This is a genomic window from Hungatella hathewayi WAL-18680 (assembly GCF_000235505.1).
GTDB lineage: Bacteria > Bacillota > Clostridia > Lachnospirales > Lachnospiraceae > Hungatella_A > Hungatella_A hathewayi_A.
This window is the reverse complement of sequence record NZ_JH379028.1, coordinates 997731-1019890: the sequence shown is the minus strand read 5'-3', so window position 1 is coordinate 1019890 and position 22160 is coordinate 997731. Positions and strand designations below refer to the sequence as shown.

The 22160-nt window shown below is 49.1% G+C and carries 17 protein-coding genes and 1 tRNA gene; 12 read left to right on the top strand and 6 right to left on the bottom strand.

Translation table 11 applies throughout. The annotated features are described in order from the left end of the window. Nucleotides 1-2 precede the first annotated feature (2 nt). The 6 genes from HMPREF9473_RS20360 (at nt 3) to feoB (ending at nt 10218) form a co-directional block, all read left to right on the top strand. Nucleotides 3-2954: an ATP-binding protein gene (locus tag HMPREF9473_RS20360; protein WP_006782100.1), complete on the top strand. Its 2952-nt coding sequence runs from the start codon at nt 3-5 to the stop codon at nt 2952-2954. A 398-nt stretch (nt 2955-3352) separates the two neighbouring features. Further along, nucleotides 3353-4180 carry a DUF2971 domain-containing protein gene (locus HMPREF9473_RS20355; RefSeq protein WP_006782099.1) on the top strand — a complete coding sequence of 276 codons (828 nt, stop codon included), beginning with the start codon at nt 3353-3355 and terminating at the stop codon, nt 4178-4180. Between the two features lie 71 nt (nt 4181-4251). Further along, the gene (locus HMPREF9473_RS20350) at nt 4252-5775 is read left to right on the top strand and encodes an RNA-binding domain-containing protein (RefSeq protein ID WP_006782098.1); all 1524 of its coding nucleotides are present in this window, start codon (nt 4252-4254) and stop codon (nt 5773-5775) included. Nucleotides 5776-5842: 67 nt separating this feature from the next. Beyond that, complete coding sequence (uvrB, locus tag HMPREF9473_RS20345; protein WP_006782097.1) at nt 5843-7828, top strand: excinuclease ABC subunit UvrB; 1986 nt, start codon at nt 5843-5845, stop codon at nt 7826-7828. A gap of 145 nt (nt 7829-7973) precedes the next feature. Next, complete coding sequence (locus HMPREF9473_RS20340; protein WP_006782096.1) at nt 7974-8213, top strand: FeoA family protein; 240 nt, start codon at nt 7974-7976, stop codon at nt 8211-8213. Further along, nucleotides 8200-10218: a ferrous iron transport protein B gene (gene feoB, locus HMPREF9473_RS20335; protein ID WP_006782095.1), complete on the top strand. Its 2019-nt coding sequence runs from the start codon at nt 8200-8202 to the stop codon at nt 10216-10218. The genes HMPREF9473_RS20340 and feoB overlap by 14 nt, the downstream gene beginning before the upstream one ends. Here feoB and HMPREF9473_RS20330 read toward each other — a convergent pair. Beyond that, complete coding sequence (locus HMPREF9473_RS20330) at nt 10195-11142, bottom strand: DUF5688 family protein (RefSeq protein WP_006782094.1); 948 nt, start codon at nt 11140-11142, stop codon at nt 10195-10197. The two genes, feoB and HMPREF9473_RS20330, sit on opposite strands and share 24 nt — an antisense overlap. A gap of 311 nt (nt 11143-11453) precedes the next feature. On the opposite strand from HMPREF9473_RS20330, the gene HMPREF9473_RS20325 reads away from it, so the two are divergent. Then, nucleotides 11454-13658 carry an efflux RND transporter permease subunit gene (locus HMPREF9473_RS20325; protein ID WP_006782093.1) on the top strand — a complete coding sequence of 735 codons (2205 nt, stop codon included), beginning with the start codon at nt 11454-11456 and terminating at the stop codon, nt 13656-13658. Continuing rightward, entirely contained in the window at nt 13639-15747 is a 2109-nt protein-coding gene (locus tag HMPREF9473_RS20320; RefSeq protein ID WP_006782092.1) for a hypothetical protein, read from the top strand. The genes HMPREF9473_RS20325 and HMPREF9473_RS20320 overlap by 20 nt, the downstream gene beginning before the upstream one ends. A 70-nt stretch (nt 15748-15817) precedes the next feature. Here HMPREF9473_RS20320 and HMPREF9473_RS20315 read toward each other — a convergent pair whose 3' ends face one another. The 4 genes from HMPREF9473_RS20315 to HMPREF9473_RS20300 form a co-directional block, all read right to left on the bottom strand. After that, on the bottom strand, nt 15818-17050 hold the full coding sequence (locus tag HMPREF9473_RS20315) for a GTP pyrophosphokinase (protein WP_006782091.1): 1233 nt from the start codon (nt 17048-17050) through the stop codon (nt 15818-15820). 61 nt (nt 17051-17111) lie between these two features. After that, nucleotides 17112-17345: a hypothetical protein gene (locus HMPREF9473_RS20310; RefSeq protein WP_187388724.1), complete on the bottom strand. Its 234-nt coding sequence runs from the start codon at nt 17343-17345 to the stop codon at nt 17112-17114. A gap of 10 nt (nt 17346-17355) precedes the next feature. Further along, on the bottom strand, nt 17356-18114 hold the full coding sequence (locus HMPREF9473_RS20305; protein ID WP_006782090.1) for a type II toxin-antitoxin system PemK/MazF family toxin: 759 nt from the start codon (nt 18112-18114) through the stop codon (nt 17356-17358). Between the two features lie 106 nt (nt 18115-18220). After that, nucleotides 18221-18292 (bottom strand) — tRNA-Arg (locus HMPREF9473_RS20300). Nucleotides 18293-18424: 132 nt separating this feature from the next. On the opposite strand from HMPREF9473_RS20300, the gene HMPREF9473_RS20295 reads away from it, so the two are divergent. Both HMPREF9473_RS20295 and queA read left to right on the top strand, forming a co-directional pair. After that, nucleotides 18425-19324 (top strand): hypothetical protein, encoded by a 900-nt coding sequence (locus HMPREF9473_RS20295; protein ID WP_006782089.1) that lies wholly within the window; start codon nt 18425-18427, stop codon nt 19322-19324. Between the two features lie 87 nt (nt 19325-19411). After that, nucleotides 19412-20437 (top strand): tRNA preQ1(34) S-adenosylmethionine ribosyltransferase-isomerase QueA, encoded by a 1026-nt coding sequence (gene queA, locus HMPREF9473_RS20290; RefSeq protein ID WP_006782088.1) that lies wholly within the window; start codon nt 19412-19414, stop codon nt 20435-20437. A gap of 11 nt (nt 20438-20448) precedes the next feature. On the opposite strand, the gene HMPREF9473_RS27970 is transcribed toward queA, so the two are convergent. Beyond that, the gene (locus HMPREF9473_RS27970) at nt 20449-20730 is read right to left on the bottom strand and encodes a hypothetical protein (protein ID WP_187388723.1); all 282 of its coding nucleotides are present in this window, start codon (nt 20728-20730) and stop codon (nt 20449-20451) included. A 108-nt stretch (nt 20731-20838) separates the two neighbouring features. Here HMPREF9473_RS27970 and HMPREF9473_RS20280 point away from each other — a divergent pair, with 108 nt between their 5' ends. Both HMPREF9473_RS20280 and HMPREF9473_RS20275 read left to right on the top strand, forming a co-directional pair. Next, on the top strand, nt 20839-21048 hold the full coding sequence (locus tag HMPREF9473_RS20280; protein ID WP_006782087.1) for a hypothetical protein: 210 nt from the start codon (nt 20839-20841) through the stop codon (nt 21046-21048). A 162-nt stretch (nt 21049-21210) separates the two neighbouring features. Next, entirely contained in the window at nt 21211-22077 is an 867-nt protein-coding gene (locus HMPREF9473_RS20275; RefSeq protein WP_006782086.1) for a tyrosine-type recombinase/integrase, read from the top strand. Nucleotides 22078-22160 lie beyond the last annotated feature (83 nt).

Genomic DNA, 22160 nt, shown 5'->3' with positions numbered 1-22160 from the left:
GAATGGTTGTAAAGAAAGATAGAAGTGAGAGAGAAAATTGGGGAAATGCGGGACGAAGTGGCGGCAGTCTGGGACGAAAGCGGGGACTGGCGCTGCTGGCGGCGGTGCTTGCTCTGACAGTGATGACAGTTTTGGGAGCTGCGGCTGAGGAGACAGCTGGTGTGGCTGGCGTGACTGATGTGTCTGGAGCGGCCGGTGTGGCAGATACGGCCGGTATGGCTGGCGCGGACAGCGTAAATCGTGCGGAGGAACACCGGGTTCTGCGGGTGGCATTTCCCCTGGTGGAAGGGTATTCCATGATGGCGCCCAATGGGGAACCTGCCGGGCTGGTGGTGGATGTGCTGAATGAGGTCGCCAAATATACGGGGTGGACTTATGAGTATGTGACGGTGGATAACGACATGATTATCAGCCAGTTCAAAGAAGGAAATATCGACCTGATGGGCGGACAGTACTATATGGATGGGCTGGAGGAGTATTACGGGTATCCGAAATACAACTGTGGTTACAGCAAACTGATTTTGCTGGCAAGGCGGGATGATGAAACCATCAAAAGCTATGATTTGAATACGTTGAATGGAAAGACGATTGGCGTGTATGACCGGGCGGTGGAAAATATCCGGCGTCTGAAGATATACCTGGACCTCAACCAGCTGGACTGTACTCTGAAGTATTATACCAGGGAGGTAGTGGAGGAGAAGGGGAGCGCCAAGCGTTTGCTGGAAGATGGCGAGGTGGACCTGCTTTTGGGAAACAGTGGGGATGCCGGAGGAGAATTCTACATTGCGGCGGCATTTGACTCCCAGCCCCACTATATTGTGACCAGGCCGGGGGACAGGGAGACGCTGGATGCGCTTAATATGGCGCTGGGGAAGATTTATGAGGCGGACCCCAATTTTGCCCAGAAGGTGTATGAAGCCAATTTCCCAAACACCTATAATGAGTATACGATTTTAAATGACAGGGAAAAGGCGTATGTGGAGGAGCAGAAAACGGTGACTGTGGCGCTTCCAAGAGACTGGCATCCCTTATTTTGTCTGAACAATACGGACGGGCATAATGGTTTTGTGCCGGACATTTTGGAGAAGGTGACGGAGTATTCCGGACTGCAGTTCAAGTATCGGTTTTACGACTGTTATGCGTCTTCTCTAGCTGCGGTGCAGCAGGGGGAAGCCGATATTCTGGGATTTTATCTGGGGACGAATGAGGAAGCGTTTGAGCAGAAACTGGCGTTGTCGGCGTCCTATGTGGATTTGAATTCGATTCTGGTGAGAAACAAGGAGTCCAGCTATCCCGCCGAGGGACTGGTGGGAGCGGTGCTGGAGGGACAGCAGCTGCCATGGTATGTCAATGCGGAGAAGGTGGTATATTATAACAGCATGAAGGAGGCGCTGGCGGATGTGAACCGGGGGCGGGTGGATTTCTTCTATGGAGTTTCCGCGCGGCTGGAGCACATTATCCAGCAGAATAACTTTCTGAATCTGGTGCAGGTAAATCTGGTAAATGACAAGATGGATATCAATTTTGCGGTGAAGAGTCCGGCCCGGACGGAGCTGTTGTCGATTCTCAACAAAGGGGTCAACAACCTCACGGCTCAGGAGCTGTCGGTGATTAACAGCCGGAATCTGGTGTCCATCGGGGAGACGAGGATGACGCTGTCCAGTATTGTCTATGCCAATCCGGGGCTGGCCATTGCGGTGGTTACGGTGGTTCTCATGCTGATGCTTTTGGCGGTGACCATCTTCTTTCGGAGCCGTCTGCATGCCGCGGCCATGCGCAGTGAGCTGGAGAGAGCGGAGGCGGGGAACCGGGCCAAGAGTGAGTTTCTCTCCCGCATGAGCCATGAGATTCGGACGCCGATGAATGCGATTATGGGACTGGTGGATTTGACGCTGATGACGGAGAAGCTGACGGCGGCGGCCGAGGAGAATCTGGTGAAAGTGAAGGCCTCCTCCCGGTATCTGCTCAGTCTGATTAATGATGTTCTGGATATGAGCCGGATTGAAAATGGGAAAATGGAGATGGCAGACGAGTCATTTTCCATGACGGCGATGCTGGATGAGATTGAGAGTATGCTGGTTTTGGAGGCGGCTGGCCGGAAACTGGAGTTTCGGATGGAGAAGAGTATTCGGGACGATGTGGTCCGGGGGGATGCGGTTAGGCTGCGCCAGGTGATTGTGAATCTGCTGTCCAACGCGTTTAAGTTTACGCCGGCAGGCGGGAGCGTGGCCGTGGAAGTGACGGAGGAGGATGCCGCAGAGCAGGAGACGGCGGCGTTTACGTTCCGGGTGAGAGATACGGGGACAGGAATTGCGCAGGAGGACCAGCAGCGGATTTTTGGAAGCTTTGAGCAGGTGGGCTCCAACTATTCCAGGAGCCAGGGAACGGGACTGGGACTGGCCATCAGCAGGAATATTGTTCAGCTGATGGGCGGTGAGCTGCAGTTGAAGAGTAAACCTGGGGAAGGAAGCGAGTTTTACTTTACGGTGACATTTCCGAAAGGGGAATTGGAGGACGTTAAGGAGACAGGCCGTGAGAACGGCGCCGGGGACCTGCGGGGAATCCGGATTCTGGTGGCGGAGGATAATGATTTGAACGCGGAAATCGCAATCGCGCTTCTGGAGACCCAGGGAATCGAGGCGCAGCGCGCGGAGAATGGACGAAAGGCGCTGGAGGCGTTTGAGAGGAGTGGGCTTGGAGAATTTGACGCGATTTTGATGGACGTGCAGATGCCCCAGATGAGTGGACTGGAGGCGAGCAAAGCCATCCGCTCACTGGAGCGGGAAGATGCAAAAACGATCCCGATAATCGCCATGACAGCCAACGCGTTTAAGGAAGATGAACAATTGGCCCTCGCGTCTGGCATGACCGGATTCGTGCCCAAACCAATTGATACCCAGCGGCTGCTGGAGGAATTGGGTCGGGCAGTGAAGAGGCGCCGGGGGGAGAGATAGAGGGAAGACGGATAGGTGCAGACAAAAGAACAAATGTTCTTGTTTGCACCTATACTTTTTATTGGGGGTGTGTTATAATTTTTAGTGAAGTTAGAAATAATGCAGATACTGAGGATTGGATAGAAAAATGAGTAAATCTAAGATTTATTTATCTTCAACAAAAGAGGAACAGCAATTTTATGATGATGTTCGTCATATTTTGCAGGCGGCCAGAAATTCAGCATATAAAAGCGTCAATTTCATTATGTCTAATTTTTGCTTCAAAAATCATTTTAAAGAGTTCTTCCCGGGAAATACGGATTTCGCAGACTAAACGGACTAGGCGATACTAGACGGACGGTATGTAGTTTGTAACTTTTGGCGGTAAAAATTCGTAATGAAGAAAGAGAGAATGATATATGGTATATCATTATTGTAATTTAGATACTTTTTTGAAAATCATACAAAATAAATCATTGAGATTATCTGACATAGGAAAATCTAATGATTATACAGAATTAACTTATATGGAAAATATGATTCGCAAAGAATTTGAAAAGAAAATTAAAATGATAATACCAGAAGATGAAGAAAGAAATAAAGTGTTATCGTTAGAAGAATATACCAGAGATGTGATGTTAAGTTGTATTAATCTTTATGCAGTTTGCTTTTCGGAGGAAAAAGATTTATTGAGCCAGTGGAGGGGATATGCAAATGGAGGAATGGGAATTGCAATTGGTTTTTCGAAAGAAATGATGCAATTAGTAAACGAAGAAGAATATGGATTGGTGTTTAGAAAAGTATGCTATGCGGAAAATGAGCAAAGAGAATTTGCAAGCAAAGAAGCACAAATCATTATAGATACAATGCAAAGAAAAAATTTATTTGCTTCATTTGCAGAAGTATATGAAAATGATATTGCCAAAATTGGTTGTATGAAACAATCCGGTTTTTCAGAAGAAAAGGAATGGCGCTTATGTATTGGTATGTGTCCAGAGGGGCGTATTGGTTGTGAGGGAAAATTTAAAGATTTTATCCTTTCTGAAATAAAAACACAATGTATTAGAGAACAGCTTATTACATATTTTGATTTATCTTTTGAAAAAATATGTAATGATTTTGTGAAAGAAATAATAATTGGTCCTAGTGCAAAAGTAACAGAAAAAGATATAGCTATAAGCTTAATGATTAATGGATTTGATCCTAATAAAATTCATGTTATAAAGTCTCAAGTTTCATATAGATAAGCAGAATGGCAGACAGTGTACGTTCAAAATCAATTGAAATCAGTGCATTGGTATAGATGGGAGGGGACTATATGGCAATACCAACAAACATAAAGACATTGTTATCAGGAGATGTTGTTGAATGGGCAAGGATTGAATTTAAGGAAAGTTGGGATGCAGAAGCTTCCTTGAAATCAGTATGCGCATTTGCAAATGATTTGGATAACTGGGGCGGTGGGTATATAGTTATTGGCGTAGAGGAAAATGAGGGGCAGCCAGTTTATCCTCTTAAGGGCATATCAATGGATAAAATCGATGCCTGTCAAAAAAGTATTTTGGCGAAATGTAAGTTGATTCGGCCTGCATATATGCCAATAGTTGAAGTTGTGGATTATGAGAATAAGAAGTTTATTGTCATTTGGTGCCCCGGTGGAGATAGCAGGCCATATTCCTGTCCGAAAACTATGGCGAAAGACAATAAAGAACGTATTCATTATATACGGAAAATGTCTAATACAGTAGAGCCCTCGGATGATGAAGAAAAGGATTTGTTCAATTTGGCAAATCGAATTCCGTTTGATGACCGTGTAAATCACCAGGCAGAGATATCGGACTTAAATATTACACTTATTCAGAATTATTTAAAGGTAGTTAAAAGCTCACTATACGAAAAATCAAAAACGGGAGATTTTATTGAAATATGTAGCGATATGAACATTATTAGTAATCTTCCGGAATATACGAAGCCCAAGAATGTAGGGTTGATGTTTTTTAGTATGGAGCCAGATAAATTTTTTCCATACACACAGATAGATGTTGTCCAGTTCCCGGAGGGATTGGGGGGCGATAATATTATTGAACAGACTTTTAAAGGGCCGATTCAGCAACAACTTAGAGATGCTTTGCAGTATATCAGAAATACAATTATTACAGAAAAGGTTGTAAAATATCCGGATCGTGCAGAAGCGGATCGCTTTTTCAATTATCCATTTGCAGCAATAGAGGAGGCCTTGTCTAATGCGGTATATCATCGCGCTTATGATGAAAGAGAGCCAATTGAAGTTCGGGTAGAGACTGACAGGATGGAAATATTAAGCTTTCCGGGACCGGACCGTTCTGTAACAATGGAAGGATTGAAATCTTATCGCGTATCAAATCGTCGGTATCGGAACCGCAGGATAGGGGATTTCCTGAAAGAACTACATTTGACTGAGGGAAGAAATACAGGATTTAAAAAAATTCTTGATGCTTTAGAAGCAAATGGGTCGCCGAAACCAGAGTTTGAAACGGATGAAGCGCGCAGTTACTTTATTACAAGACTATTTATCCATGAGGGATTCGGGGATGCAAAACATGAGAATGAACATGTGTCAACCCCAAATTCAACCCCATCAACCCCAAATTCAACCCCATTACCGAAGGATTTGCAGGGATTGCCATTGAGAGAACAGATATTGGTACTCATAAAGAAAAATCCTTCAATTTCAAAAAAGAAAATGACACAAATACTGGGGGTTTCAATGTATGCGCTGAAAAAGGAATTGGCGGTAATGAGTGAAGAGCATGTGGCTGAATTTGTTGGATATAGTCGGAGTGGTAAGTGGGTTGTGTATTAGGTGAATTATATTAGCAGTAAATGGAGTGAGAGTAATTTGTTGATTAAATAATAGAGAGGTTTTGGATATGGACCATTTTGAATTAGTATCAGAGTATAAACCAACCGGTGACCAGCCACAGGCTATCGCAGAATTGGTAAAAGGATTTAAGGAGGGTAATCAGTTTGAAACTTTATTGGGAGTTACTGGTTCCGGTAAGACCTTTACTATGGCAAACGTGATTCAGGCGTTGAACAAGCCGACGTTGATTATCGCTCATAACAAGACATTGGCTGCCCAGTTATACAGTGAATTCAAAGAATTTTTCCCTAATAATGCGGTGGAGTATTTTGTGAGTTATTATGATTACTACCAGCCGGAGGCGTATGTTCCTTCTACGGATACGTATATTGAGAAGGATTCCTCTATCAATGACGAGATTGATAAGCTGCGGCATTCGGCTACGGCGGCGTTGTCGGAGAGGGATGATGTGATTATTATTGCTTCGGTGTCCTGTATTTATGGGCTGGGGAGTCCGATTGATTATAAGGAGATGGTGATTTCCCTGCGGCCGGGGATGGTGAAGGATCGGGACGAGGTGATTCATAAGCTGATTGATATCCAGTATACCAGGAATGATATGGACTTTAAGCGGGGGACCTTCCGGGTGAGGGGGGATGTGCTGGAGGTGTTTCCGGCGTACTCCGGCGGGGAGGCGTTTCGGATTGAGTTCTTTGGGGACGAGGTGGACCGGATTACGGAGATTGATACGCTGACTGGAGAGATTAAGGCCCAGCTGGGGCATATCGCGATTTTCCCGGCGTCCCATTATGTGGTGCCCAAGGAGAAGATGGAACAGGCAGCCCAGAATATTCTGGAGGAGATGAAGGAGCAGGTGGCTTTCTTCAAGAGTGAGGACAAGCTGCTGGAAGCCCAGAGAATCTCGGAGCGGACCAACTTTGATGTGGAGATGATGAGGGAGACGGGATTCTGTTCCGGCATTGAGAACTATTCCAGGCATCTGGTGGGGTCCATGCCGGGGGAGCCGCCCTGTACGCTGATTGATTATTTCCCGGATGAGTTTCTGATTATTGTGGATGAGTCCCATATTACGCTGCCGCAGATTCGTGGCATGTATGCGGGGGACCGCTCCAGGAAGACCACGCTGGTGAATTATGGGTTCCGGCTTCCGTCAGCCCTTGACAACCGGCCGTTAAATTTTACGGAGTTTGAGAGCAAGATTGACCAGATGATGTTTGTGTCGGCTACGCCGTCCGTTTACGAGAAGGAGCATGAACTTTTGCGGACGGAGCAGATTATCCGGCCTACGGGACTTCTGGACCCGGAGATTGCGGTGCGTCCGGTGGAGGGGCAGATTGACGATTTGGTGTCTGAGGTGAATAAGGAAGTGGCCGCCAAGCACAAGGTGCTGATTACAACGCTGACGAAGCGGATGGCGGAGGATCTGACAGACTATATGCGGGAAGTGGGGATTCGGGTGAAATATCTCCACTCGGATATTGACACGCTGGAGCGGGCGGAGATTATCCGGGATATGCGTCTGGACGTGTTTGATGTACTGGTGGGAATTAACCTGCTGCGTGAGGGGCTGGATATTCCGGAGATTACGCTGGTGGCGATTCTGGATGCGGATAAGGAGGGATTCCTCCGCTCGGAGACTTCCCTGATTCAGACTGTGGGACGTGCGGCCCGTAACTCGGAGGGCCACGTCATCATGTACGCCGATACCATCACGGATTCCATGAAGGTGGCCATCGACGAGACCAACCGAAGACGGCAGATTCAGCAGAAGTACAACGAGGAGCACGGCATCACGCCGACCACGATTAAGAAGGCGGTCCGAGATTTGATTGCCATCTCCAAGGCGGCGATTGAGAGCGATAAGGATTTCAAGAAGGACCCGGAATCCATGGACGTCAAGGAACTGAACAAGCTGCAGAAGGAACTTCAGAAGAAGATGCACCAGGCCGCAGCCGAGTTGAACTTCGAGGAAGCCGCCATGCTGCGTGACCGGATGCTGGAAGTGAAGAAGATGTTGTTGGAGTTGGAGTAAAGTTAGAAGCCAGGGCATCTGTGGCCCTGGCTTTTTATTGGAAATACATATTGACAACAGTTCTCAATTAGAGTATGCTTTCCTTGAAAGTTACCCTATCCTAACCAAAGGGAAACAATAAAGAGAGTGTGCAAGGGGAACCAGTATGAAGCTGTATGAAGGGAAGATAGGAAGGACCTACATTGTGGAGAGTGTCCTGGTGGAGCAGAAGATAACCAGGAGGCTGGAAGCGCTGGGGGTCAATGAGCAGACGCCTATCACGATTATGAACAAGAAGGGGAGCGGCACCCTGATTATCAAAGTGCGGGGAACCCGCCTGGCGCTTGGCAGGAGAATCGCGGAGGGAATTGATATGAGGGAGGCGCGTCCGGATGAGTGGAGATGAGTTGAGAGCGGAGGATTTACGGCCGATTACCGTCGGCTTTGTGGGCAACCCAAACTGTGGGAAGACCACGCTGTTTAATGCGTTCACGGGAGCGAAGTTGAAGGTGGCCAACTGGCCCGGCGTGACGGTGGAACGCGTGGAGGGGGAGACCAGCTACAAGGGCCGGCCCATCAGGGTGATTGACACCCCAGGTATTTACAGTCTGACCTCCTACACCATAGAAGAGATTGTGACCAGAAAATGCATCGAGGACGGAGAGGTGGATGTCATCATCAACGTGGTGGACGCCTCCTCCCTGGAGAGAAATCTCTACCTGACGCTGCAGCTGCTGGAACTGAAAAAACCGGTGATTCTGGCCTTAAATATGATGGACATTGTGGAAGAGCGGGGCATGGAGATTGATTTGCACCGACTGCCGGAAATGCTGGGAGAAATCCCGGTTGTCCCCGTGTCCGCCAGAAAACGGACCGGCCTTGACGTGCTGATGCATGCCGTGGTACACCACTATGAGGAAGGACCTCACGGCGTAGTAGTCCGGTACGACGACACCGTCGAGGAAAAGATTGAAAAGGTAGAGGTGATCTTAAAAGCCCATTATGGAGATTTGGATAACATGCGCTGGCATGCCATCAAAATGCTGGAGTACGACGAGGAGGTCAGCAAGGACCACCCGGTGAATCTGTCCGACGTGGTGGATAAAAGCTATGAGAAGCAGATTATCAACCAGAAATACGATTACATAGAAGAGATTATCGGTGAGTGTCTGTTCAACAAAGAGAAAAAGGCGGCATCCACGGACAAAATCGACACGTACCTGACCCACCCAGTATGGGGTATTCCCATATTTTTGGGAATTATGGCGCTGGTGTTTTTCCTGACCTTTACGGTAGGGGATTTTCTGAAGGAATACTTCCAGATTGGCCTTGACTGGTTTTCCGTGGCGGTGCTGACGGTGCTGGAGAACCTGCACGCGTCGCCCCTTCTCATCTCCCTGATTGTGGACGGGATTATCGCGGGTGTGGGCGGCATTCTCACCTTCCTGCCTAACATCTTTATCCTGTTTCTGGCCCTGGCCTTTTTGGAGGACAGCGGCTATATGGCCCGCGTGGCCTACGTGATGAATGAGACCATGAGCATGGTGGGACTGTCCGGCAAGGCATTTCTGCCCATGCTGCTGGGCTTTGGCTGTACGGTGCCGGCGGTGATGGCAACCAGGGCGCTGGCCAGCGAGCGGGACAGAAAACGGACGATTCTGATTACCCCGTTTATGTCCTGCTCGGCCAGACTGCCTATCTACGTGCTGTTTGCGGAAATGTTCTTCCCAAGCCATGCGCTGATGGTGGCCTACTCCCTGTATTTAATCGGTCTTCTGGTGGCTATCGTGGTGGCCTTTGTGGCCCACAAGACTTCCAAGTCCACCGAGGAGGACACCCTGCTCATCGAGCTGCCGGAGTACAAGACGCCAAACGGCCGCACGGTGGCCATCTATGTCTGGGATAAGGTCAAGGATTACTTGAGTAAGGCCGGAACCACGATTTTTATTGCGTCAATTGTCCTGTGGTTTGTGCTGAATATCGGCCCCTCCGGGTTCGTGTCGGAGGTATCGGAGAGCTTTGCGGCCATCGTGGGCCACATCCTGGTGCCGGTGCTGCGGCCGGCAGGTCTTGGCAGCTGGCAGATCGCCGTGGCGCTTATCTCCGGTCTGTCCGCAAAAGAGGTGGTGGTGTCCAGCTTCTCCGTATTGTACGGAATCAGCAACATCAACTCCCAGGCCGGCATGATGGCGCTGAGCAAGGATTTGGCGGTCACAGGTTTCGGCGCAGTCAACGCCTACGCACTGATGATATTCTGCCTGCTGTACTCGCCCTGTATGGCGGCAGTGGCTACGATTAAGAGAGAGACCCGCTCCTGGCGCTGGACGCTGGGGCTTGTGGCCTTCCAGATTGCTACGGCCTGGGTGATGTCGGTGCTTGTCTACCAGTTAGGAAGTCTGATATTTGGATAGACGGGGAATGGCAATGATGCAGTCCTCGGCCCGCTTGTAGCGGTAGACTTCATCGGAGAGACGGTCCTCGACGGGGACCTCCGTTTGATTAACATGACGTACCATTTGAAATAAATCTTCCATGCAGATATCCTCTGCATAGGGAAGCAGTAAGACTTCGTGGATGCTGGAGGGCAGGATGAGCAAATCCTGTTCCAGCAAATCCGCGAAGTTTTTTAATGCGCTCTCATAAAGCATGGCACAGGCGCCGTTGACGCCGCAGGTATTGCTGAGGACGTAAAGAGGCGTCGGCTCTTCCACCTGCGCCTGCTCCCGTATCAACTGTCTGATAAAGTCGTCGTCCATCTGGATGTCGCACAGTTCTCTTATGACTTCCTCCATACTTTTTAATTCGGCGGGTAAAAGCCGGGGCGTATTCTTCATAGCCAGCCGGTACAGCTCGTTTGGGGTGACACCCCAGGATTTCATGTGGCTGTTGTGGATGGTGGCGGTCATGTGGCCGTACTCATTTTCATTTAAATACAGGTAGAAAATGAGGGACAAATCCAGAAACGGGATGCTTGGCAAATCCTTCAGCATTTCCCGGTTGGAGGCGGTGTGGACCAGTTTGAATGCCACCTTGTCCCGGAGATTTTTAAAATCGTGGAGGAGCCCGGAATCTAACTGGGGAATGGAACTCTCCTCGGAATAGATATTGATAAGTTCCTCCAGAATACAGGTCATGGCGGTGCCGGATTTCCAGCGCTCGTAAAAGGAATTTAAGTAGATGGTGGGCGAGACCTTCTGGCCCGGTTTGGTGATGCAGAGCCCGTCCAGCATGGTGCCATTGTTTTTGGGTACTTTCTGGATGGTGACGTGATAGCTGGTTCCCAGACGCATTTTTAATTTTGACTGAACCGTTATGATGAATTCTTCATATAACATAAAATGATACCTCCTAAGATGTGAATTTCAGATATGGATATGGTTATCCCATGAGAATAGCCCAAAAGACTATTGATAATGTTACTGCAAATCGCATCGGGTACTCTGGTTCAGAACTGGAACCGGAATGTTTGAAAATCTTGATTGTCGGAAAATCGTAACCCCATTATACAGGAGCCGGAGATATTTATCAAGAAGAAAAATGATTTTTAGACAAAAATTTAAATCTGTCTAAAAATCAGCCAGGTTTTGGAAATTGTATAATTACAAATTTGGGAATTGGTATTATGTTAGAGGACGGAGGTAGAAACATGAAACGATTGAAGGTTGGATTACCGGTTGGTGAGAAGAAAAAATTTAACATGATTGATTTGATTGTGAATAAGGGAAAGCTGATTGAGAAGTTTTTTATGGTGGCTGTGGTGCTTTCCTGTATTGCTACCTGTTTTGTCGGTGTGAATTATGATATGAGCGAGTATCTGCCCAGCTATGCGCCCTCCAAGGAGGGGTTAAACCTGATGGAGGAGGAGTTTGGGTATCCGGGAACCGCCAGGGTGATGGTGGGGCCGGTGTCGCTGTATGAGGCGAAGATTTATAAGGATAAGATTGCGGCGGTGGACGGTGTGGATATGGTGATGTGGGCGGATACCACCACCAACATTTACGGCGCCCAGCATTTTATTGAATATGAAAATATTGAGGATTATTACCGGGATGAGTATGCGGTGATGGACGTCATTTTTGAGGAGGGGGACTCCAGCAAGCTGACGAAATCGGCGCTGAACGAGATGAAGACAATCACCGGGGATAAGGGATATTTCATGGGTTCCGCGGTGCAGAACAAGTCACTGAGCGAGACCCTGATTAAGGAGATATCGGTGGCGCTGGTGATGGGCGTCATCATGATTGCGGTGATTCTGTGTCTGACTACCACCTCCTGGTTTGAGCCGGTGCTGTTTTTGATGGTTATGGGCATTGCCATCATTATCAATATGGGAACCAACCTGATGATCGGGACGGTGTCCTTTATCACGTTCAGTGTGGCGCCCATTCTCCAGCTGGCGATAGCCATGGATTATTCCGTGTTCCTGTTACATTCCTTTACGAAAATGAAGCTGAAGGGGCTGCCTGCCGAGGAGGCCATGGTGCAGGCCATCCGGAATTCCCTGTCCTCGATTCTGGCCAGCGGGGCCACCACCATCGTCGGATTTATCGTGCTGATGCTGATGCGGTTTTCCATCGGGCGGGATTTGGGATTCGTGCTGGCGAAGGGAATTGTCATCAGCCTGGTGACGGTGCTGTTCCTGATGCCGGCGTTGATTCTGCGGTTTAACGGGCTGATTGAGCGGACGGAGCACAAATCCTTTGTGCCTTCCTTCCATAAGATGGGAAATTTTGTGTATAAGATACGTTATGTGGTATTAGCGATTGTGGCGGTGCTGGTGATTCCTATGTTTGTGGCCCAGAATATGAACCAGTTTGCATTTGGCAACAGCGCCCTGGGTTCCAGCCCAGGTACGGCGGCCTATGAGGATGAGCAGGCGATTAACAGCCGGTTTGGCAAGAGCAACCTGATTCTGGCCATTGTGCCCAACACGGACATGGTGACGGAGCGGGAGATGAGTGAGGAGATTGACGACCTTTACTACACCAAGTCGGTAACGTCGCTGGCGGGGACATTGCCGGAAGGGATTCCGGTGGACTTTTTGCCGGAGAGTATGACCAGCATGTTACATACGGAGGATTACAGCCGGATTCTGATTTATATCAGGACCAAGGATGAGAGCGATTTCGCGTTCCAGTGCTCCGATGAGATTAAGGGGATTGTGACGAAGTATTATCCGGAGGGGTCTTATGTGACGGGAGTGACGCCGTCGACCCAGGATATCCGGGATATTATCACGGAGGATTATGGGTTCGTTAATATTTTGTCAATTATCGGCGTGGCGCTGGTGGTGGCGGTGACATTCCGCTCGGCGATTGTGCCAATTATCGTGCTGATTCCCATTGAGGTGGCGATTTTCTTTAACATGGCGATTCCTTACCTGACGGGCGACACGATGCTGTATATCGGATACATTATCGTCAGCTGTCTGCAGCTGGGGGCCACGGTGGATTACTCGATTTTGATGACCAACAATTACATGGACGCCAGGAAGGAGTATCCGGATGAGAAGGCCAGGGCGGTGAAGCACACGGTGTCGCGAAGCGCGCTGTCGATTCTGACGTCCGGCTCGATTCTGACCATTGTGGGGTATGGACTTTACAAGATATCGTCGGTTACGGCTATCGGGGATTTGGGACATCTGATTGGCCGTGGGGCCTTTGTCAGCGTGATTCTGGTGCTGTTTTTGCTTCCGATTCTGCTGGTGGGCGGTGACCGCTGGCTGGTGAGAAGTGAGAGGAAGCCGAAAAAGCCGATTAAGGAACGGTGGCGGGAAATGACGCTGCGATGGAAGGAAAAGGGCAGAAAGAAGATAGAGGAGGATGAAGATCATGTGGAAGAAGAAAAATAACGGATTGCGCAGAGGAGCGGCGGTGATTCTGGCGGCCAGCACCTTTATAGGATGTACGCCGGCGACCGCATTGGCCGGACCTCCTGCTATTGACACGGATGAGGCAGTTTATGTAAACCTGGATTACTATGGGGCCAGGACTCAGACCAGTGTGGTGAAGGGGTGCAATTTAAACGGCATCCGCTCCTTCACGGATTATGGGACTTACACGGATGTGACCAATATGTCCAGCCATGTGGAGCCGGTGCGGACGGAGGACGGGGTGACCTGGAATCTGCCGGAGGACAGCAAGGAGCGGTTCTACTATGAGTGCCAGATGGACAATGAGAGCATTGTTCTGCCCTGGGACTTTGACATTTCCTATCAGTTAAACGGGGTGCCGGTGGAGGCGGAGAAGCTGGCCGGGGCTGATGGGCTGGTGGCCATCGATGTGGTCTGCACGCCCAATGAGAAGGCGAAGGATTACTATAAGAATAATATGCTGCTCCAGGTGGTGAACCTGGTGAATATGGAGGATGTGAACACCATCGTGGCGCCGGGCTCCCAGACCCAGTCGCTGGGCACCTACAAGCTGATTTTGTTTGCGGCGGTGCCGGGGGAATCGACCACATTTCACATGGAGATTGGAAGCAGCAACTTTGAGTCGTCGGGGATTATCATGATGATGGTTCCGGGGACCCTGGAGCAGATGAAGGAGATTAAGGATATCCGTGAGGCGAAGGATACGTTTTCGGACTCGGCGGAGGAACTGGTGGACAGTCTGAATGATGTGCTGGATAAGCTGGATGGGCTGACCAATGGGGTGGCTGTGACGAAGACCGGACTGGAGCAGTTAAAGGAGGCCAAGGCCAAGTTTGACGCGTCCAAGGATGAGATGACGGCCAGCACGGACCAGGGAATTACGGAACTGGCAGGGCTTACGGCGGCCTTGACGGAGCTGTCCCCGGATATTGAAAATGTGCACCGGACCATGCAGGACATCAGCGATGAGATGGATAACCTGGTGGACGTGGCCAGGGGCTCGGAGGATGATTTCGCGGATTTGGGCGGAAAGCTGAATGGGCTTAAGAATGATTTGCGGGATTTGCAGGGAGATTTGCAGAATACGGGCAGTGTGACGCAGGGGAAGGTGGATAAGTTACAGGCACAGGTGGATCAAGTGCAGGCGAAGCTGGATGAGATGGCGGAAGGGCTGGGCATGGTCACCAGTGGAAATATGACGCAGGCGCAGATGGCCCAGGCGCTGGGGGCCATGAAGCAGCAGACACTGGCGCTGATTAAGAGTCTGGAGCCCTATATCGGAAAGGCCCAGGCGGACAGCATGAGGCAGGAGCTTCAGGATGCCATCAATGCGGCGGCAGGCGGCAGCACGGATGAGCTTTATGAATTGCTTGACAAGTATACGGAGATGGTCGGCCAGGTGCAGGATGTGATTTATGAGCTGCAGGAGGTGCTGGATAACAACTCGGTTGACGGGACATTTACCAGCAGCGCCGGGGTTTTGAATGAGCTGGACCGGGTGATGGCGGATTTGGAAAATGCCATGGCGGGCATCGGCACGGTGAACTCCATCAAGAAGAGGGACCAGGCGGATTTCGACCGGATGCTGGACGATACCATGGTGACCTCCCAGGCGCTGGCCAGTTCTTCGGGGAATCTGGTCAACACGCTGACGATTCTCCAGAACACGCTGAAGGCCAACCGGGCGGATGTGGAGAACGGGACGGAGAAGACGCTGGATGGGCTGATTGAGATTATGGAGAAGGCGGTGGAGGATTCCACCACCGGGCGGGTCAAGGACGCCAACGAGAAGATGAAGGACAGCGTGAAAAATGAGATTGACAAGGTGGAGGATGAGACCAATTTCCTGAATCTGGATGTGGATGAGCAGATGATTTCCTTTACGTCGGATAAGAACGGGACTCCGGCCAGCATTCAGATTATCCTGAAAACCCAGGAGATTAATAAGGACAGCATCACGGACAACGCGGTGGATATTGAGCCGCCAGTGGTGAATCATGGCATCTGGTACCGGATTTCTCAGGTGTTTGTGAAGATTTGGAACGGAATTAAGGGGATTTTTAAGTAGAAAGTGGGAGACCGCGTCGCTTTGCGGATTTGGTGGCAGAGCGGGGCGGTCTCCCTTTTTTGAGACGATTCTAGTGGGTATTTAGTTTTATGAGCAAATCCCTGGCCTCGGCGGCCTGCTTGCTGATGATATCCGCTTCGGGGAGTTCGATGTTATGTATCAGAACGTTCCGCGTCTTCCGAAGGGAAATGATTTTGTTCAAGCAGTCTTTGTCGAGAACATTCATCCGCTTTAAGGTGTTGATATTGAAGGCACCGCGGGTTTTGGGCGAATTCTTGAAGGCCAGGGAATTGAGGTAGCGCTCTAAGGGCACCCACTGGCTGAAGAAGTTGTTAATCGCCTGGCTGCAGGCTTCATTTTCCAGATTGCTGTCGATGCGCAGTTCCTGATAAATCTGGTAACGCTTCTCGCTTCCCGTGATAATCTGGTCAATAATCTGCTGGGAAATGTTGCGGCTGTCCTTCTCAAATTTGACCGATTTGAGGACGGGCTCGATTTCCTTTACGGTGTTCATCTTCAGACGGCTGATGAGCTTGAACAGCAGTTCCACGTTGCCCATGCGAAGTTCCACATCCTCCCGCCGGAAGTTGTTGCTCAAATAGTTGTAGAGATAGGACGCTAGGTCGTACTGGCTGGCGAAGGTGGTGCTCTTGTTCTTCATCCGCTCGTTGCCGGCGCTCTGAAGCCGCTCCAGGGCTATCTCGCCGGCCAGAACCAGGCCGTTTAACTCATCCACAATGGCGAGCTCCTCATCGGATAAGGTGCCCTGCAGCGGTTTGTAAACCAGGTCGTGCTCCACCTCGGACCAGGCGTGCATGAGAACAGACGCCACCTGAATCTCGATGCGGGCGTCAGTGTAACGCTTCTGGGTGCCGTCCAGGGATTCCGCCTTCAACTGTGCCCGGTAATGGTTGGCCCAGTAGCCGGAAAACCGCTTGTTGTAGCTGGGCGGACGGGACTGCTCCGGGAACTGCTTGGTCTCCAGGATGGTGAACAAGTCGGCAATCAGGCTGTTGGCCTTGTCGCGGTCACCTGGGAAATAGAGGGAGACTCTGACACCGGCCAAATCGGCGATATCCTCGTAGATTTCCCTCATGTTTTTATAGGGCACGGCACGGGTAGAATTGCGTCGCAGCACCTTGCTCTTCAAACGCCCCGGACTCTTGGCACGGGAGGTAACCATGGCACGGATACCGGCCGCCTGCAGCGCAGACTCCAGCTGCCTTGCCGCAATGGTACCAGCTGTCTCGTAGAAGGGACGTCTCTTTTTATAGTTTTCTATAAACTGATTTGTTAAGTCCATATGCTTTCCTCGTTTGACTTTTGTATTAAGTTCTATTATATATCAAAACTGGGGTATAAGTCTACACACAAAAACCCTGGAGGAACTTTTCTTTGAGTTCTTCCAGGGGGGGGCTGGCTTTTACATACTGGGGGGCGGCCTCTATTTTTGAAAGGCTGGACACGTAAAAGGCCCTGCATTTCTGCAGGGCCTCAATGAATACGGCTTCCAGGTTACTGGAAACATTGTCTTTTATACGGCCGGTAAACGGCTTTGTTTTCATATTCATTGTATCTTTATTATATTCGATTGTCAAGAAAAAATGACTACAAGTTCGTAAATTTTTTTCTTATTTCATCATCAATCATGTCTAGTTTTTCGTTTGATAGCTTGATTCCACTTAAAATGTCGTGGTCTGTTTTGGGGTCATATATACGGATTTTACTGACGGTAGTAATTTGATTTATTAAAGCAATACTGCCTTGCTTCATTTTTAAAACTTCTGCCTGCATTCTGGCCAGGAAAGATAATTCATCTTTACAGACCATAATCTTTTTTATAATCTCTGTTCGTTTTTCATCAAAGGTATCATCACTCATCTGCTCAACAACTTGAGTGAGCAATTTGATCTCACCAGTAAGATGCTTATTAGTTGCTGATACCTTCGCATTTAAATTCGTAAAAAGTTCATTTCCTAAAAAGATACTGCCACCTTTTAATTTTGAAATATCTGTGTGTGGCTTTACAGACGAAAGCGGAATAATAGATACAACCGGGGAGGATTTAGCATTATTTTTATCTAACACTACGGCGTAGTGCAAGCCCCCTTCTTCGCTTCCAACATTAAAACCCAAATGTACCTTAATAATTTCTCCACGTTTGTACCTTCTTAGGCTCATAGGAGAAAATTGACTTTCAAAAGAGAGAAAAGTAGTCCAATCTTCCAGCCAGTAACAGAGTTTATCTGATTTCCCTTTGAGTTTCATATCTTCAGATGATATAAGCGATTCGATGTAAGCATCAACTTTTTGGATTGCTTGTTCTTTGTGTTTCATTAATTCTGAGTTACTTTTGGGCTTGCTCATTCCTCACTTCCTCATTCTTTCGTATTGTCACTTCCGTATATACAAAAGGCCTGAATTTAAGCGGGTTTCATAACCATCTAGCTTAAATTCAGGCCTTTTTATCAAATGCGCCTGATAGGAATCGAACCTACGCACGCAGCTCCGGAGGCCACTGCTCTATCCACTGAGCTACAGGCGCATCCCTATTATAATACTATATTGTTGGGAAATGTGCAAGTGGTTTTTCGCAAATACTTATGAGGGCGGTTGCTTTTTGGAGGGGATTTTGTTAGAATAGAGCCAGACTGATGAGCCTGGAGGGGAAACATACATGGAGAGACGGAGCAGAAAGAAGGCTGTGTCGTTAACGAAGGATAAAATTAGGAAGTATACTTATTTTCTTGGCATACCGCTGGTGGTGCTGGTGTTGGTACTGGTGATTGTGGTGGTCGGCAGTGGGAATAAGGAGAAAGATAAAGACGGTGACAAGGCGACTGCCGGTACGGAGAGTACGGCGGCCGGCGGTGATGAGACGGGCGGGAGCGTTTCCGGGGATGAGACAGGGGACGAGCTTGATTTGTCTCAGTACCAGTTGAAGCAGGACGAGATTCCGGAGCTGACGGCCCTGGTGCAGGAGTACTGCCAGGCCAAGACGGATGTGGACCCGGTGAGACTGATGGCGGTGTTTGGCAGGACGGATGTCAGCGAGCCGGAGCTGGAAGAGGAGCGGGCCAGAATGGATAAGGTCAGCCAGATGGTGGAGGGATATGAGAATATCACCTGCTATTTTGTGGACGGACTGGAACCGGCATCCTATGTGATATATCCCTATTTTGAGATACAGTACAAGGACGCGGCGATGTTGATGCCGAGTCTGACCTGGAGTTACGTGAAGCGGGACGGGGATGGGAAATTTTACATGACCCAGGACGTGACGGACAGTGAGGCGGAGTTTATCGCCAAAGTCAGTCTGCTGGACAGTGTGAAGACTCTGTCGGCCCAGGTGGAGGCCCAGGCGAAGAATGCGCTGGAGATGGACGAGGTTCTGCGCGAGATTTACCAGGTGATGGGGAAGGAGCCCATGGGCGGAGCCGTGCCGGAGGAGCTGGTAGACGAGACGGGAACGACCTGCGTTGACACGCCGGAGGGGTCTGTGGATGAGACGGAGCCGGCTGGCAGTGATGGGGCCGGGGAGACGGCGGTGCCTGAGACGGAGAGCGGCGCGCAGTAGAAAAGTGCAGTGAGATATCTCAATTGTGTAGTTTAGTGGATTATCTCAGTAAGGATAAGACGGAATTCGTTAAGAGAAGGAGACATCATGAACGTTTCGGATTTTAATTTTGATTTGCCGGAGGAACTGATTGCGCAGGACCCGCTGGAGGACCGGTCGGCGTCCAGGCTGCTTGTGCTGGACAAGAATACGGGGGAGATCGAGCATAAAGGGTTTCGGGATATTACCTCCTATTTGAAGAAAGGGGACTGCCTTGTCATCAATGACACGAAGGTGATTCCGGCCCGGCTGTTTGGTGTGAAGGAGGATACGGAAGCGAAGATCGAGGTATTGCTGCTCAAGAGAAAGGAGCATGATATCTGGGAAACGCTGGTGAAACCGGGGAAGAAGGCGAAGCCGGGGACGGTGATTTCCTTTGGTGACGGTCTTTTGAAGGGGACGGTCGTGGATGTGGTGGAGGAGGGAAACCGGTTGATTCAGTTTTCCTACGAAGGCATTTTCGAGGAAATTCTGGACCAGCTGGGGCAGATGCCGCTGCCGCCTTATATCACTCACCAGCTGAAGGATAAGAACCGGTATCAGACGGTGTATGCCAAGCATGATGGCTCCGCGGCGGCGCCTACGGCGGGGCTGCATTTTACGAAGGAACTGCTGCAGCAGATTGAGGAGATGGGCGTGACGATCGCCCATGTGACTCTTCATGTGGGGCTTGGAACCTTCCGGCCGGTGAAGGTGGACGATATTCTGGACCACCATATGCATTCGGAGTTTTATATTGTGGAAGAGGAAGAAGCGAAGAAGATTAATGAGACCAAAAAGGCCGGCGGGCGTGTCATCTGTGTTGGGACGACAAGCTGCCGGACTCTGGAGTCGGCCACTGGGGACGACGGGATATTGAAGGCAGGAAGCGGCTGGACGGAGATTTTCATTTATCCGGGGTACCAGTTTAAGATACTGGACGCGTTGATCACCAATTTTCACCTGCCGGAATCCACGCTTGTGATGCTGGTCTCCGCCCTGGCCGGCCGGGAGCATGTGCTGAATGCTTACCAGGAGGCGATTAAGGAGCGGTACCGGTTCTTTAGTTTTGGGGATGCGATGTTTATTCATTAACTGCAATGCAGTTAGGAATGTGATGGATGCTGTTTAAGGAAATCATTCACCAGTTCCTCTAATGTTACGCAGGCAACATTGCCGCGTTTTTCCAGTTCATACACCGGTTTTGTAAAACCGTTTTGAGAGAAGAGATAGAAATAGCAGCCTGGGGCCTGGGTCCCAGGCCATTTTTCTTCTAATTTTTTGTAATTGGCCAAATCAAAGGGGGATGTTTTATATTTACATTCTCCAAGCAGATAATGCTGATTGTGCGAATCGACGGCCATGACATCTATCTTACGTAAAAACAATTATAAAAGGATTAATTGTAGAAAAACTATTGTCTGTGGAGAAAAAAGAATTTATACTAAAGGTAGACAAAAGACACGTTTTTGAATCCTATGGAGGAGGTGTTGAAGATGTCGTTACTGGGACAGATGATTTTTAAAGATGGGATGGAGACCGGGATGAAGCGTGGCATGAGGCAGGGGATGGAGAAGAGCATGGTGAAAATCGTGACTACGATGTTGAGTAAGAATAAGACGGTTGAAGAAATCCATGAAAATACCGATATTCCAGTGGAGAAGATATTGAAAATTAAAGAAACTTTGGATGGGCAGAGTAGTTAGCCGTAGGTTTTACGGCAGAGGGAGCGCAGAGCCATATGCATATGTGGTTTTGGGCTCCTTTATTTTGTGAAATGTTATGATGGAAGAAAATACCATTGCAAAAAGTCTTCAAATTATTTAAGATAAGACCATATCACACAAGAGAAAAGGGGGATTCTTATTATGAATATGCGCAAAAATATGAATTCGGCAGCGGATGAAATGTTGGAGCCTTATGAGCAGTTTTTGAGAGAGGAAGAGAGAAGTCAGGCTACGGTGGAGAAGTATCTGCGGGATGTGAGGAAATTTTGGGGATACGTGAGGGCGGCCGGAAAGGAAACATTTGATAAGGCAATTGTTTTGGAATATAAGCAGTATCTCAGTGAGCGCTACAAAACGACCAGCGTCAACTCCATGCTGGCGGCGATTAACAGTTATTTTGATTATCTGGGACGTGATGAGTGTAAGGTGAAGCTGTTTAAAATCCAGCGTGCCCAGTTCAGCGAGAAAAGGAGAGAGTTGACGGAAAAGGACTACGAGCGACTGGTACATACGGCGGAGCGGAAGGGGGATGTCCGGATGAGTATGCTGCTTCAGACCATTGGAAGTACCGGGATTCGAATCAGTGAGCTGCGGTTCATTACCGTGGAATCCCTGGAAAATGGCCGGGCGGATATCTATAATAAGGGGAAATCAAGGATTGCGCTGCTTCCAGTGGAGTTGGTGAAGGTGTTGAAGAGATACTGCCGAAGGGCGGGAATCCTGTCAGGAAGCATTTTTATTACCAGAAGCGGGAAAATGATGGACAGAAGCAACATCAGCAAACGGATGAAACAGCTTGGAAGAGAAGCCGGGGTAGATACGGCGAAGGTGTTTCCTCATAATTTCCGTCATTTGTTTGCAAGAATTTTTTACAGTATTGAAAAAGACGTGGTCCGGTTGATGGATCTGCTGGGACATTCGAATATCAGCACTACCCGGATTTATACTATGAGTACGGAGGAACAGCCCAGGCGGCAGATGTCGCGGATGAAGCTGGTGCTGGGATAGCTGGAAAAGCTATAAAATAAAAAACACCCCATAATATCTATTATGCGGTATCAATAAAAATTTCTGAAGGATATTTCCTTCGC

Excerpts from the sequence above, each read along its gene's own strand:
- HMPREF9473_RS20360 (WP_006782100.1), top strand. The coding sequence starts at position 3 with ATGGTTGTAAAGAAAGATAGAAGTGAGAGAGAAAATTGGGGAAATGCG.
- HMPREF9473_RS20355 (WP_006782099.1), top strand. The coding sequence starts at position 3,353 with ATGGTATATCATTATTGTAATTTAGATACTTTTTTGAAAATCATACAA.
- HMPREF9473_RS20350 (WP_006782098.1), top strand. The coding sequence starts at position 4,252 with ATGGCAATACCAACAAACATAAAGACATTGTTATCAGGAGATGTTGTT.
- uvrB (WP_006782097.1), top strand. The coding sequence starts at position 5,843 with ATGGACCATTTTGAATTAGTATCAGAGTATAAACCAACCGGTGACCAG.
- HMPREF9473_RS20340 (WP_006782096.1), top strand. The coding sequence starts at position 7,974 with ATGAAGCTGTATGAAGGGAAGATAGGAAGGACCTACATTGTGGAGAGT.
- feoB (WP_006782095.1), top strand. The coding sequence starts at position 8,200 with ATGAGTGGAGATGAGTTGAGAGCGGAGGATTTACGGCCGATTACCGTC.
- HMPREF9473_RS20330 (WP_006782094.1), bottom strand. The coding sequence starts at position 11,142 with ATGTTATATGAAGAATTCATCATAACGGTTCAGTCAAAATTAAAAATG.
- HMPREF9473_RS20325 (WP_006782093.1), top strand. The coding sequence starts at position 11,454 with ATGAAACGATTGAAGGTTGGATTACCGGTTGGTGAGAAGAAAAAATTT.
- HMPREF9473_RS20320 (WP_006782092.1), top strand. The coding sequence starts at position 13,639 with ATGTGGAAGAAGAAAAATAACGGATTGCGCAGAGGAGCGGCGGTGATT.
- HMPREF9473_RS20315 (WP_006782091.1), bottom strand. The coding sequence starts at position 17,050 with ATGGACTTAACAAATCAGTTTATAGAAAACTATAAAAAGAGACGTCCC.
- HMPREF9473_RS20305 (WP_006782090.1), bottom strand. The coding sequence starts at position 18,114 with ATGAGCAAGCCCAAAAGTAACTCAGAATTAATGAAACACAAAGAACAA.
- HMPREF9473_RS20295 (WP_006782089.1), top strand. The coding sequence starts at position 18,425 with ATGGAGAGACGGAGCAGAAAGAAGGCTGTGTCGTTAACGAAGGATAAA.
- queA (WP_006782088.1), top strand. The coding sequence starts at position 19,412 with ATGAACGTTTCGGATTTTAATTTTGATTTGCCGGAGGAACTGATTGCG.
- HMPREF9473_RS20280 (WP_006782087.1), top strand. The coding sequence starts at position 20,839 with ATGTCGTTACTGGGACAGATGATTTTTAAAGATGGGATGGAGACCGGG.
- HMPREF9473_RS20275 (WP_006782086.1), top strand. The coding sequence starts at position 21,211 with ATGAATATGCGCAAAAATATGAATTCGGCAGCGGATGAAATGTTGGAG.